Genomic DNA, 12,627 nt, shown 5'->3' on the forward strand with positions numbered 1-12,627 from the left:
GAATATGTCGTTATATAATGATTTGAATGACGTGAATGTTGAAGTCGATGAGTATGAGGAAATTCAGCTAACTGAATTTGAGAAAAAGAAATGGGAAAAGAGAATACTCGCCAAAGTAAAAAAACAAAAGAACAAACAGAAGAAAAAAGCAGGGGCAATAGCGCTTATCGTTTTAACAAGTATTACAATTAGTACAGTCACAGCAGCTCATGTTCCGTATGTAGCTGGATTGATTGAAGAATACATCGGAAGTCATCAGGAGAAAGATTTTACCCCTTATAAAACAGCCATTGGTGAGACAGCGGAAAATGAATACGGGAAATGGACGTTAAATGAAGTGTTAGTTGATAGTGGAAGGTTGCTGCTAAGCTCGACGTTTGAACCTAATAAAGGTGTAAAATTTGATTACCAAACACATCCAACCACAACGGTTCGTATGAATGGTGTACAACTGTTGCCAGAATTACATGGAGGTCAAACGATTAAAAATAGCGATTCATCCTTTACTGTGTTCAATGAAATTGAGTTTCGTGACATGCCAGTAGGAGATCAAATTTCGTTTCATATTGCATACGATCATTTGCACTTCGATCGACCTGTTGAAACCCCGTGGGTGTTTGACATTAACGTCCCAACAGAACAATTAGCGATAAACAGTCAAACGATTGAAATAGATTATTCGATTCCTCTTGATAACGGTCATGTCGTTTACGTTGATAAAATGATTACAACTCCTGTTTCAACCATTCTTTATTTCGAGTGGCCTGAACAAGAATATCATGTTGGGTTTACTCTTACTAGTGAATCAGGGGAAGAAGTCTCCTGGGATACAAGGTCTGGCAATCCAGAAAGCTCATTTATTCGTTTTCATCCTTTAGATGACGATGCAGAGAGTTATCAATTGCTCCCATATATCGAAATGAAGCCTAATTATGAAATCAAGGAACTAACTGAACACATTATTGAAATAAGACATTAAAAAAAAAAAAGAATCAACTGGGTGTGACCAGTTGATTCTTTTTATGTATGGCTGGGCTAGCTGGATTCGAACCAGCGCATGACGGAGTCAAAGTCCGTTGCCTTACCGCTTGGCTATAGCCCAATGTCCTGTGCGCTACATTCTATATTATGGTCAGGCATGCAGGAGAATATGCAGTAAAACATAAAAGAGGTCAAAGTAAAACTATTGCGAGGAGTGCTATTTTTCTGACATTTTCAGTCGATAGCATCAAATATAAGAAATTTACCACTATACATATCCGCTCCAATAGACTATGTTTGAAATAATACTATACCATTTGAAGGAGAAGGAAATGAAAATTTATATCACTGTAAAAAGTTTGGCCAAAAGAAAGAATTTCCTCTCCAAACTGGAATGGAAATTCAGACAAGCCCCAACAACACTTCGGGAACTAATTAGTGAAATTGTAAAAGAAAATAGGAAGCAATATGAGGAAAAGCGTAGTCAAGAATTTTTCTTACAATACCTTACTGCAGAGGAAATCCAACAACAAGGCGATGTTGGAAAAGTAAGCTTTGGCGAACGATATAATGAAGAACAAACAATACCAGAAAAAGCAGTGGAAACAGCTATACAAGCTTTTGAAGATGGGCTTTTTAAAGTGTTTATCAATGAAGAGGAAGTCGCAGACATCAATAGTCAAGTTACACTTCATGAAGGCGATGAAGTTGTATTCATTAAACTTACAATGCTAGCAGGTAGAATGTGGTAAGGGGGATTGTATATGGGACTTGAAGTAAATAAACCGTTTATAGAGGAATTAGAACAAACACTCTCAAGCCTATCCAAAACAGAAAGAGTAGTCGGAAATGTAATTTTAAAAATAGTAAAGTCCGATCGTTATGAACAATATAGACATACTGAACGACTAAAAAAAGTAGTAGCATCTGTTGAGACTGATTCACATAAAAAGCTAGGCATTATGGTCGAGTTAACTAGAAAGTTACTTGGGGAAGAGCAAGCGAAACTTATAGAATACATTATCTCTCATGCTACCGAGTATCCGTATAGTCAAGGATATTTGCGAAGACCGTTTCGAACCAAAAGGATTGATAGGCATTTTGACAAGATTTTTGATAAATGGACGTCGCTTTTATGTTTATCAGCGTATCAATATTCGGTCAAGCAACTACTAACGCTTAATGATTATGATTATATGTTTGAGGTCACAAGTGATATCATAGCTTTTCAACTCGACCACGATAACAAAGAAGTGGTTGATACGATCAAAGAGATGATTTATGGTGACAATAATACCGCCCTCTTAACAAGAGACTGTATCAAAGCCATTTTTACAAGTCACCGGGCAGATGTACAACAGATGTTAGTTGATTTACTTGTCGCTGCAAGACTTCAAGAAGGGCTAAGACAGAGCATTGTAGAAACGATGGATGAAAGTGCGCTTGAGGGTTTTGTAAGTGTCCTAAAAGTAATCATCGACCATAACTTTAGTCGCTATAGTTCGATTGTTCGAGCTTTTGATGTGTGGACAGGTCTAGGCTTTGAAGCTGCAAATACACGAGTCGTGAATCAATGTATTCACTATGCGTATGAATGTTTAGTAAATGAGGAAACGAGAAAACAATGGAGTCAAAGTGAGGATGCGAACAAGCTTTATATGAGTTTGTGGGCTACCGCTGTTATTGAGGAAGAACAATTGCCACCATTGATTTATGACATCATGGGGAACGGTAGAACGTACCAGAAAATCGTTGCTTTGTATATGCTTACACAAAGTCAGGATGACATGCTGAAATATAAAATCGCTTCTAGCTATTTAAATGAAACCGACCAAGAACTTCTAACGTTAGTTATAAACAACTATAGTTACGGGTCTTTTTATTCATGGAATTATAATGCAAGAACGGGACAATCTACTTCGAAACTAGAGATAGACCGTATCGAAGAGTTAGAGGATAAAACTGAAAGATTACGGCAGTATGCACTGCTAACAGAACACTTAAAGAATGCACCACAAAAAGAAGTAACTTTCTCTTCAAAAGTTTTTGATTGGGTTGTGTATTCCTATTCTTCGGAACTAATCGTTCAAAAAATATTTTATTTAATTGGCTACGATATGGACCCAACTCTTATTGCCGATGTAATTAAGGCTAAAGAAAAACTAAATTCTGAAAGCAGAGGTCAACTCATCGACCTATTCATAACAGATGACGCAAACCCAATTCAACGAGAGTTTATTTTTGCTTCCTTGTCTGATAAAAGTCTTAGCAACCGTGAGAAAGCATTAACTAAATTATTGAACATGAAGTTGGCGCCTAATGAGATAGGTAAAGTTGAGGCCATCTTAAAATTAAAATCAGGAAACCTTCGTCAAGGTGCGATTAAGCTTTTATTAAAACTAGATGAGGCTAATCTTGAAAAAACGATTGACCATTTATTACAAAGTAAAACAGAAGGACAGCGGCTTGGGGCCTTAGAACTTCTTACTGAAGTAAAAGAAGCTGGTACATCAAACATTCGTCTTGAAGAAAAATGGAAAGTGATTTCAAACCCAACACAAAAAGAACAAGTGCTGATTGAGAAGTTAACAAGATCAGATGAGGCTAGTTCAACAAGTGGGTTAGGTTTATATGTTCCAACCAAAGAACATCAACATCGCATAACTAAAAGCGATGAAGAAAAAGACTTTAAAGTGTTATTTTCCTTCTCACCTGAACGAATTAAATATTTATTACAGGGACTTTCAAACCTCATTCATAAAAATAGAGAATACCAATATGAAGTAGAATATTTTGATGGATACAAACAAACGTACCTTGTTGGAAATCATTTAACGATGTTCCATTACGATAATGAAGATACGGACCGGGCAAACATGGAATTTCTACCGTTGTCTGACGTCTGGACGAACTATTTTATTAATGAGAAGTCAACAGAAAAGGATCTCATTGATATTGCTCTTTGTTATCAATTAGACAAGGTATACCGTTACTATCACAACAAGCTTAATTACTGGGAAGCGCATCAAATAAAAAAGGCGAACGACGACCGAAAAAAGTTTCTTGTGGGGATTTTCCCATTTGAGCAACTGCAACAATTTTTTCAGTTTGTAGAAGAGTTGGATTATCACCAACAGGTCGAGACAATCGTGATGACAGCCTTTCGAGATTTACCAAAAAAAGTTGTCTTTGACTTTGCTTATGGCCGGTTACAAACTATGGTATTTGCGCTTCCGGAGGAACGGCGGGAAAAAGAGAGCTTCTTATATCAATTTTTAGTGGAGCCGTGGGTAGAGTGGACGATGATGAATGTTCATAGTGATGAATCATTCAAAGCCTATTTCACTCAAGCGTACTGGTTATATCATCTTACATCCTATACACAATATGGACCTTCAACCGAAGAGGCGTACAGAGCTTATTCGTTAAAACTCATCGATGAAAATGAACTAGTAAAAGAGTTGGTGTCTAGGGAAAATAGCGATAGCCATATTCGTGACATGACAAGTCCAAGGGTTGAATTCATAAAAAAACATCCTAGTTTTAAGCCTTTATTGGATAAAATCATCCCTACTATCGTAGAAATTGAAATTGCTCGTGGAGACCTTCCAACAGCCGTGACGAAGTTGGCAACGGAAATTGAGTTTTATGAGGGAATGAATTACTTTATAGATATTCTCGCAAGTCTAGATAAAGAAACGTTTGTCCGAGGCTATATTTATAGTTATGGGGACAACATTACGAAAAAAGAAACGCTCAGTCACTTATTAAAGGTATGTCACCCGAAAGATGAAGATACCGCAGAACAGTTACAGGTTCTAATTCGTGAAAAGAACATCTCTGAAAAAAGAGTACTTGAAGCCGCAATGTACGCTCCACAATGGCTTGATCTTGTAGCTAACACGTTACAATGGGAGGGGCTTCGAAAGGCGGCTTGGTATTTTCATGCACATATAAATGAGCATTTCTCTGCAGAAAAAGAAACGATTGTTGCCCACTATTCGCCAATTTCACCAGAACAATTTAATGATGGTGCTTTTGATATTCAGTGGTTTAAAGAAGCGTACAATCAAATCGGGGAAGAGAGATTTACGATCCTTTATGATTGTGCTAAATACATTTCAGGTGGTGCAAATCATCGCCGTGCCCAATTGTTTGCCGATGCGACCTTAGGTAAGATAACGACACAAGATATGAAAGAGTCTGTACACACGAAACGAAACAAAGACCATCTCCTTTGCTATAGTTTGATACCGATTAATGAATCGAACCCGAAGGATGTTCTTGAGCGATATGAGTTTATCCAGCAGTTTTTAAAAGAAAGTAAGAAGTTTGGTTCACAGCGTCGGGCAAGTGAAGCCAAGGTGGTTGACATCGCCTTAGATAATTTAGCAAGAAATGCAGGCTATAGTGATGTTACTCGGTTACGTTGGGATATGGAAGCTCAGAAAATGAATGAAATTATGCCTTATTTTGAGCCAAAGGAAATTGATGACTTGACTGTTCACCTTTCCATTGCTGAAAACGGAAAAAGTGAGATTATCGTCTATAAAAACAAGAAGCAGTTGAAATCAATACCAGCCAAGTATAAAAAGCATGATTATCTTCTTGCATTAAAAGAAGTGAATCAAAGCTTAAAAGAACAGTTTGCTAGAGCGCGTGTTGAGTTTGAACGTTCAATGGAAACAGAAAGTGCTTTTACTTTGCAGGAAGTCGAAAACATTATGAGCAATCCTGTTCTCGCTCCGTTACTTGGAACACTCGTGATGAAATCAGATAACGACCTAGGTTTTTATCGGGATCGGAAATTACATGGACCAACACAAGAATCGTATATGCTAAGTGATGATGCAGAACTCATTGTCGCTCATCCTGTTCATTTGTATGAAAGCGGTCGTTGGAGCGAGTTCCAAAAGTTTCTTTTTGACAACCAAATCAAGCAACCATTTAAGCAAGTTTTTAGAGAATACTATCGTCCCAATGCAGATGAACTAGGGGAAGGAACTGTATCACGCAGATATGCAGGACACCAAGTACAGCCAAGAAAAGCAGTAGCGTTGTTAAAAAATCGAATGTGGACGGTAAGCTATGAGGAAGGCTTGCAAAAAGTAGATTATAAAAATAACATCATCGCGAAGATATACGCACTAGCCGATTGGTTCTCGCCTTCTGATGTAGAAAGCCCAATGCTAGAAACAGTAGAGTTCCTTGACCGACATACGTACAAGAGAATCGACGTTTCAAAAATACCGAGCATTCTATTCTCGGAAACAATGAGAGATGTAGATTTAGTAGTAAGTGTCGCTCACGTTGGTGGAGTCGATCCTGAAGCTAGTTTAACAACGATGGAGATGAGAGCGACCATCGTTGAGGAAACGATTCGTTTGATGAAGCTATCCAATGTAAGAGTAGAAGGGAAATTTGCTCTTATTTCAGGCACATTAGGGGAATATAGTGTTCATCTCGGCAGTGCTCAAGTCGCACAGCAAGCAAATGGAATGATTCACATTTTACCTGTGCATTCTCAGCATCGCGGAAGAATCTTTCTCCCGTTCCTTGATGAGGACCCAAGAACAGCGGAAATCATCTCTAAAATTATGTTGTTAGCCAATGATACAAAAATCAAAGACCCACATATTTTAGAACAAATTAAAAAGTAAATGAATTTAATGTACGGAAAGCCACAGGAAAAGGTAATGTAATTTTTCTGTGGCTTTTTTTGATGCGGTAATGCCCCTCATGGCTGAAGTGGAAAATGCATAATAGTTCAAATATCTCTGGATTTAAGTTACAATTTCACATGTGTTTTTGATAGGAATAGTTTAGATTGAGGAGGTGAATGTGCTGAAGAAACGCTTTGTATTTTTGCTTATTGGTGGAGTATCGTTTGTAACTATGGCTATTATCTTTCTCTTTATCGTATATGCAGATAATCTATCTGTAAATGTGAACAAGACCGTTACGAATGAAGGACTTCGCTTGTCGATTGGTACGTTAAAAGGAAGCTATGAAGTTGAAAATATGACGATACTAGAGGACGGAATCTTACAATTCGCTTATCAAGCTAGCGTCGGCGAAGGTGAACTAGTATTAGTTCTTGACCGAGATGGAGAGGTTATATTGGAAGAGGACCTATCACCATCTTCTTCAGAGCAATTTGAATTTTTAGCAGAAAAGGGGACCTATACAATTACACTTCAAACGGAGGAAGCCAAAGACGTCACATTACATATTCAGTAAGGAGAGTCGAATGGAGATTTTATAATATTTACCCTCCCGAATTTCGCACCTGAAGCTATTTACGGTAGAATAACATTTTTTACGTAACTCTCATTCATTGGTTTGCGATGGGGCGGTGCTGATGTATTGATGGTTGTAGGTGGTATCTTTAATTTAATTCTTAGTGTAAGTTTGGTAGGGAAGCTTAAGAAAAAATAATCAAGACGGCCTTGCCGTCTTGATTACTTTATAAACAAGTGGGAAAAGGAAATAACCTATAGTAACACCAGCCACATTTAATAGAAGATCATCAATATCTAAGCTGCCTCTTCGCGTGAGGAATTGAAGACTTTCAATTAGGCTAATTGTCACTGATGTTATTAGTAATAAACGCCAGAATGATGGTTTCCTCTTGCATGTATATTGATAATAAAGTCCAAATGGAATAAATAAACCGACATTCGCGCTTAAATTATAAAGTGCAATTAGCCCATTTACTTGTCCAGATAAATAAAATCCAATCGTTTCAAACGGTAACAGATTTATCGTGCCAAACTCAGTTCCTTGTGGTCGAAAAAAGAGTAACACAAGTAAAGCAAGGGCATAACAGATCGTTATCGCATGTATTAGAGTAAGAGGAACGGCCACTTGCCTTCTATAGAACAACAGGACGCCATACACAAACAGCGACGAGTAACAAAACCAAACAACGCCAAGGACTAGCGGATGAAGATAGAAAGTTAATTCCGTAAGAAACGGGATAAGAACGATAAATAGAATTTGTGAGAATAATAGAATGATGAAGAATCTTTTTTTCATTGTAGACTTCCTTTTCTTACTTTTTTTCACTATTATAACAGTTCTGTAGATTACTAGCAGGACAATTCAGAAGATAACGCGAAAAAGTAATAAAAGTTGAATCGAGGTGATGCGCTTGGAAGAAATTGAAAGCCAATCAAGTACGATCCTACACGAAGCCTGTGTCAGAAGAGCGAGCGATATTCATTTTATTCCACGAAGAAAAGATGCTCTCATTCAAGTAAGGGTAGAACAAAAGCTGATAGAATTAGAAACATTACCACTTAAACGGCTCGAAAAGTTAATTAGTCATTTTAAATTTGTGGCTGGCATGGATATTGGTGAACGAAGAAAACCTCAAAACGGTTCGATGGAATTTATCTTCAAGCACAAAACAGTTGGGCTTCGGCTGTCAACATTGCCCACCACCTTTCAAGAAAGTCTAGTCATTCGTCTTCTTCCTCAAGATGCTTTCCTTTCCTTACAAAACATTTCGATTTTCCCCCAGGATGTTGATATATTACAATCACTCATTGAAAAAAAGTCAGGCCTGATTTTACTTACGGGACCTACCGGCTCAGGTAAAACAACGACTCTTTATGCCCTGCTTCATACCGCCAAGGTTCAGTTAAATCCTCAAATTATTACGCTAGAAGACCCCGTTGAAAAGAAAACAGATGATTTCATTCAAGTTGAATTAAATGAAAAAGCGGGGATGACATTTGCGGAAGGACTTAAAGCGATTTTGCGCCATGACCCGGATATTATTATGGTTGGTGAAATTCGTGATGAGGTCACCGCTCATTTAGCGATACGCGCGGCCTTAACAGGACATCTCGTGTTATCAACATTACATACAAGAGATACGATAGGAGCCATTTCAAGGTTAATGGAGTTTGGGGTAACCCGATTAGATTTACGACAAACATTGGAAGGTGTTGTCGCACAAAGAATCGTCTCACGCTTATGTCCTTCTTGTCGGACCCCATGTCAACCTCATTGTCAGACTCTTGTAGGAAAGAAACAAGCAGCTATTTATGAAATCCTCACGGGTACAGATTTGAAAGAGGTTTTATTTGAAGAAACTTACCCACCAATTCAAACATTATCGATGCAAATGAAAAAGGCAAAAGAGCTTGGACTAATCCAATAAATGAAAAGGAGAGATACGGTGAAAAGAAAATGGAAGGATATTGAGAAGGCCGAGTTTCTAAAAAAGCTAGGCACATTATTAGAGCAAGGGTATACGTTAGCAGAGGGGATTGAATTGCTATCAGTGTATACATCTGAGCATATACAAGTGCATTTGCGATTACTTTTAGGAGATTTACGAGAAGGCATACCTTTGCATCAAGCGTTAGAGTATTTGAGTTTTCCACAAGATGTCTTGCTTTATTTATTTTTCGCCGAAAAATACGGTGAATTAGGACAGGGGTTAAAAGAGGCAGGAGAATTATTTGTGAAGCGAGTCATCGTCATTGCCAAATTTAATAATTTATTACGCTACCCGTTATTGTTGTTATGGATTGTCGGTACACTTACTGTTGTCATGGTTCACTATTTATTTCCTCATTTTCAACAACTGTTTGAATCGATGTCTGTTGAGCCGCCGCTAGTGACCATTTGGTTTTTAACTTTTATTGATGTCGTTCCTCAACTCTTACTAGGAGGAGGGTGTCTATTGTTTGTTTTTGTTGTATATTATTTTCTTCGGTTTCGTCATTTGTCTCCTCACAAAAAACTAGGGCTCATAAGAAAAATTCCCTTCGTTTCTTCTTTTCTACAAGCGTTAATCACCTTCTACTTTACGACTCAATTAAGCGGTTTACTTAAGGGAGGAGTACCGATACTGCATGCGCTATCTATATTTGAGAATCAGCAATACATTCGTTTTTTTCAAGATGAAGCCATTAGCATTAAAGAGCAGCTTCACCAAGGAATCGCATTAGATGTAGTCATTGCTGAAAAGCCTCATTACCAGCCGGAATTTCCCTTTGTCATTAAACACGGACAAAGTCGAGGCAAACTCGACTCTGAACTTCGGCATTATGGAGACCTTCTGTTTGAGAACATTGAAGAACGCGTAAAAAAAGCACTGATGATTTTACAACCGCTCTGTTTTTGTATTGTTGGTGGAATGGTGTTAGTGATGTTTTTGTCGATATTATTACCTATATTTCAAATGATAAATTCGATGTCTTAACCTTCATACTCCCTATCTTTACTACGGAATAGGACCTATCTTTGCTTTTTAAGAAGGAATTTGGCAGGATAATCTAAAATAGTACATGTGTTCCTATCATGTATAGGTGGTGATGCCTCTAACCAATCCCCGATCGTTCCTCTGTTGCTCACTTGTCCCGTCTTTATAAAAACAAATCTAGGAGGTTTTTCTATGAAAACAACTGTCAAAAATCAAAAAGGTTTCACTTTAGTCGAAATGATGATCGTCTTATTAATCATTTCAATTCTTCTCTTAATTGCTGTGCCTAATATGACAAAAAACAGCTCAGTTGCTCAATCAAAAGGGTGTGAAGCAACGATTGAATTACTACAAACCCAAGTAGGCGCCTATGAGGTTGAAAAAGGTGCTAAACCTGCGACACTTCAAGTGCTTTTAGACGAAGACTATGTAGACCGAATCCAATGCCCAGATGGCAAGGAATTAACCCTTACTAATGGAAAAGTTGTTGTTAAACCAGAGTAAAGAGCAAGGGTATAGCTTACCTGAACTGATTATTACCTTAAGCATTCTCTCCATTTTAACAGGCCTCGTGATGGTCTCGTTTCAACCCCTGCAAGCCGCACATAAAAAACAACATTTCCTAACTCAATTCCAAAATGAAGTGTATTTTGCCCAACAATTAGCGATTTCCACTGGTATTTCCACCTCTGTTCTTATTTCCAACACCCAAGGGACATATGCCGTTAGCCAATATAATACGTCTCTCTACCGAAGAACGTTTGATAACCAGTCGATTTTTTTCCAAAGAGGTTCGATTGGGATTCATGACATTATGTATCAATACAATGGAAACATAAGTAAATCAGGCACTTTACTCGTAGAAGTAGATAACGAAAAGTATAGAATTGTGTTTCTTCTTGGAAAGGGGAGATTCTATATTGAAAAACTCTAAAGGCTTCACCCTATTTGAAGTGGTTACCGCTTTGTTTCTCGTTGTGATGACGACAAGTTTCATTACACCTGTTCTTGTAAAGGTGTATCAAGAAAAGAGGACGATTCAAGAAAAACAGTGGATTCAAGAATATATGCATGACACAATGCAACGGTGGGTGTATGAAGTTGTGGATATACCTCAAACACTAGAAAACAAAGGAACGAGCTATCGACTTGACACCAATATAAATGTCAATGTCATCGAACTATGCGCATACTGGAATGGCAAGAATCAACGGACTTATCATTGGTGTCATTATGGTAAAAAATGAAGCGGGGGTTACATTGCTCGAAATGCTAATGTCGTTGTTCATTTTTATGATTGTGGTTTCCATATTTCCGTTATTTATGGCAACGATGAATAAAAATGAGCCCAACTTAAAGGACTTTGAAGTACAACTTTTTTACAGCCAACTTGTAATGGAAGTCCGTGAAGCAAGAGTGATTTCCGTTCATAACAATCGGTTGAGCTTAACGAAATGGGATGGCAGCTTAGTTACGATTGAAAAATACGGAAATAAGGTCCGTCGGCTTGTCAATCAAGCGGGCCATGATGTCATGCTGCAGGGCGTTGATGTCGTCCTGTTTCAAGTTGTCCCTGAGGGGGTTACGGTTAAGGTTGGTGCGTTGAATGAACGGATATATGAAAGACGGTTGTCAAAGGCCTATATCCATTATGAACAATGAAAAAGGATTTGTGTTGCCGCTCACACTTATTATTGTGTTTCTCGTCACGGCTTATACCATTCATGAACTTATGACCTTGCAAACAGAAATGCGATTTTTTAAGCAACAGGAGGAGTTGTTTACCATTGAATCCCTCGTTCAGATGGCAGCTTATGACATGGTCGCACATTTGCGTCATGATGAATCAGTAGGGAGCGGTCAGTTTCAATATGAGCATGGGTTTGCCACATATAAGATTGAAAAGCACGAGGGTGAAACGCTGTATATTCAACTTATCGTTCAAACGAATTCGAATGGAAGGCGAATTGTACGATTGTTTTACAATGTAGAAGACAATATGGTGACCGCCTGGTGGGAAGTGACAAGGCAATAAATCGTATAGAATCTCGATTGCTGGATAGACTATCATAGAAAACGGTGTTTATGAGGAGTTGGTCATATGTCGTTTAACGAGATAGTCAAATACGTTACCCAGCAGTTTGTCACATATGTTGATCAGCCTAAGGAACAAAGGTTAGCTTCGAAAATAGAAAGAAAAGAATCAAAACCACCATTGCAATATCATATGTTCGGGATGATTCCACTCGCACTATCGATTGTTTGGAAAAACTCTCGTACGAAGAAGAAAGAAAAATAGTGAAAGCACTGAAAACAAATCGTGCTTTCTTTTTTTGTTCACATTTCGACAAAATCCCCAAATTCTGTGAGAATAACAATTCATTTGTGAAGCCAATTGTATTATAATGGGGGGAAGATAGGGAGAG

General features: G+C 38.0%; 13 protein-coding genes and 1 tRNA gene. 12 read left to right on the top strand and 2 right to left on the bottom strand.

The window, feature by feature from the left end; translation table 11 throughout:
- Positions 1–4 precede the first annotated feature (4 nt).
- Positions 5–979: a DUF4179 domain-containing protein gene (locus BK585_RS07570; protein ID WP_078552864.1), complete on the top strand. Its 975-nt coding sequence runs from the start codon at positions 5–7 to the stop codon at positions 977–979.
- Positions 980–1,027: 48 nt separating this feature from the next.
- Here BK585_RS07570 and BK585_RS07575 read toward each other — a convergent pair.
- Positions 1,028–1,102, bottom strand: a tRNA-Gln gene (locus BK585_RS07575).
- Between the two features lie 211 nt (positions 1,103–1,313).
- Here BK585_RS07575 and BK585_RS07580 point away from each other — a divergent pair.
- The 3 genes from BK585_RS07580 to BK585_RS07590 all read left to right on the top strand — a co-directional run bounded on the left by BK585_RS07580 (position 1,314) and on the right by BK585_RS07590 (position 7,221).
- Positions 1,314–1,733, top strand: coding sequence for a hypothetical protein (locus BK585_RS07580; RefSeq protein ID WP_078552865.1), 420 nt, complete (start codon positions 1,314–1,316; stop codon positions 1,731–1,733).
- A 12-nt stretch (positions 1,734–1,745) separates the two neighbouring features.
- Complete coding sequence (locus BK585_RS07585) at positions 1,746–6,641, top strand: DUF4132 domain-containing protein (protein ID WP_078552866.1); 4,896 nt, start codon at positions 1,746–1,748, stop codon at positions 6,639–6,641.
- Between the two features lie 181 nt (positions 6,642–6,822).
- A complete protein-coding gene (locus BK585_RS07590; protein ID WP_078552867.1) occupies positions 6,823–7,221 on the top strand; it encodes a hypothetical protein in 399 nt (132 codons plus the stop codon).
- Positions 7,222–7,419: 198 nt separating this feature from the next.
- Here the strand turns inward: BK585_RS07590 and BK585_RS07595 are convergent, their stop codons facing one another.
- Positions 7,420–8,019 carry a VanZ family protein gene (locus BK585_RS07595; protein WP_078552868.1) on the bottom strand — a complete coding sequence of 200 codons (600 nt, stop codon included), beginning with the start codon at positions 8,017–8,019 and terminating at the stop codon, positions 7,420–7,422.
- Between the two features lie 115 nt (positions 8,020–8,134).
- Between BK585_RS07595 and comGA the strand changes: the two genes are divergently transcribed.
- The 8 genes from comGA to BK585_RS07630 all read left to right on the top strand — a co-directional run bounded on the left by comGA (position 8,135) and on the right by BK585_RS07630 (position 12,500).
- Complete coding sequence (gene comGA / locus BK585_RS07600) at positions 8,135–9,151, top strand: competence type IV pilus ATPase ComGA (RefSeq protein ID WP_139367514.1); 1,017 nt, start codon at positions 8,135–8,137, stop codon at positions 9,149–9,151.
- An 18-nt stretch (positions 9,152–9,169) separates the two neighbouring features.
- Positions 9,170–10,201, top strand: a complete 1,032-nt coding sequence (comGB, locus tag BK585_RS07605; RefSeq protein WP_170885502.1) for a competence type IV pilus assembly protein ComGB — start codon at positions 9,170–9,172, stop codon at positions 10,199–10,201.
- 192 nt (positions 10,202–10,393) lie between these two features.
- Complete coding sequence (gene comGC, locus BK585_RS07610; RefSeq protein WP_078552871.1) at positions 10,394–10,705, top strand: competence type IV pilus major pilin ComGC; 312 nt, start codon at positions 10,394–10,396, stop codon at positions 10,703–10,705.
- Positions 10,677–11,135, top strand: coding sequence for a competence type IV pilus minor pilin ComGD (gene comGD / locus BK585_RS07615; protein WP_078552872.1), 459 nt, complete (start codon positions 10,677–10,679; stop codon positions 11,133–11,135). Before comGC ends, comGD begins: the two co-directional genes overlap by 29 nt.
- Positions 11,122–11,448: a prepilin-type N-terminal cleavage/methylation domain-containing protein gene (locus BK585_RS23670; RefSeq protein ID WP_139367515.1), complete on the top strand. Its 327-nt coding sequence runs from the start codon at positions 11,122–11,124 to the stop codon at positions 11,446–11,448. The genes comGD and BK585_RS23670 overlap by 14 nt, the downstream gene beginning before the upstream one ends.
- A complete protein-coding gene (comGF, locus tag BK585_RS07620) occupies positions 11,399–11,863 on the top strand; it encodes a competence type IV pilus minor pilin ComGF (RefSeq protein WP_170885503.1) in 465 nt (154 codons plus the stop codon). The genes BK585_RS23670 and comGF overlap by 50 nt, the downstream gene beginning before the upstream one ends.
- Positions 11,853–12,236, top strand: coding sequence for a competence type IV pilus minor pilin ComGG (comGG, locus tag BK585_RS07625; RefSeq protein WP_170885504.1), 384 nt, complete (start codon positions 11,853–11,855; stop codon positions 12,234–12,236). Before comGF ends, comGG begins: the two co-directional genes overlap by 11 nt.
- 66 nt (positions 12,237–12,302) lie before the next feature.
- Positions 12,303–12,500 carry a YqzE family protein gene (locus tag BK585_RS07630; protein WP_078552875.1) on the top strand — a complete coding sequence of 66 codons (198 nt, stop codon included), beginning with the start codon at positions 12,303–12,305 and terminating at the stop codon, positions 12,498–12,500.
- Positions 12,501–12,627 lie beyond the last annotated feature (127 nt).

The organism is Bacillus alkalicellulosilyticus (assembly GCF_002019795.1).
Taxonomy (GTDB): Bacteria; Bacillota; Bacilli; order Bacillales; family Bacillaceae_F; genus Bacillus_AO; species Bacillus_AO alkalicellulosilyticum.

Coding starts and splice junctions, on each gene's coding strand:
- BK585_RS07570 (WP_078552864.1), top strand. CDS start 5: ATGTCGTTATATAATGATTTGAATGACGTGAATGTTGAAGTCGATGAG.
- BK585_RS07580 (WP_078552865.1), top strand. CDS start 1,314: ATGAAAATTTATATCACTGTAAAAAGTTTGGCCAAAAGAAAGAATTTC.
- BK585_RS07585 (WP_078552866.1), top strand. CDS start 1,746: ATGGGACTTGAAGTAAATAAACCGTTTATAGAGGAATTAGAACAAACA.
- BK585_RS07595 (WP_078552868.1), bottom strand. CDS start 8,019: ATGAAAAAAAGATTCTTCATCATTCTATTATTCTCACAAATTCTATTT.
- comGC (WP_078552871.1), top strand. CDS start 10,394: ATGAAAACAACTGTCAAAAATCAAAAAGGTTTCACTTTAGTCGAAATG.
- comGD (WP_078552872.1), top strand. CDS start 10,677: ATGGAAAAGTTGTTGTTAAACCAGAGTAAAGAGCAAGGGTATAGCTTA.
- comGF (WP_170885503.1), top strand. CDS start 11,399: ATGGCAAGAATCAACGGACTTATCATTGGTGTCATTATGGTAAAAAAT.
- comGG (WP_170885504.1), top strand. CDS start 11,853: ATGAACAATGAAAAAGGATTTGTGTTGCCGCTCACACTTATTATTGTG.
- BK585_RS07630 (WP_078552875.1), top strand. CDS start 12,303: ATGTCGTTTAACGAGATAGTCAAATACGTTACCCAGCAGTTTGTCACA.